We start from the raw sequence: 339 nt of genomic DNA, 5'->3' as shown, positions 1-339 counted from the left end.
AGAAATCGTAGCCAAAACGACCACCACCACCAGCACTGCCACGCTCGCGACGGTCACCTTTCTGTGCAAGTACACTGATGGATAGTCGAACAAGAGGACGAGTATCACCAGCGTAAGTGCCATCTGTAGCGGCAATTAGCATTTGCTCGTGCACGCCACTGATGCTGATAGAAACTTCTTTGATCAGAGGCTCTTTAGTGCGAATGTACGCATCCAAAGACATCAGTAACTCGGTTTTTTGTTGTTTTTCCCAGCTTGCTAGCGGGTTAACCGCATCATAGTAAGCTTGATTTTCCGAACGTTTGAATGCTTGAACTTTGCCATTTTGGCCCTGCTGCG

Annotated in this window: 1 pseudogene; it reads right to left on the bottom strand. The window is 48.1% G+C overall.

Going from position 1 to position 339, the window contains the following annotated elements:
- Positions 1-339 (bottom strand): annotated as a pseudogene (gene tldD / locus R7E78_RS28155) (metalloprotease TldD); the annotation flags it as partial.

It is taken from the genome of Vibrio sp. YT-19(2023), from assembly GCF_033337395.1.
This window is presented reverse-complemented; position numbering and strand designations above follow the sequence as displayed.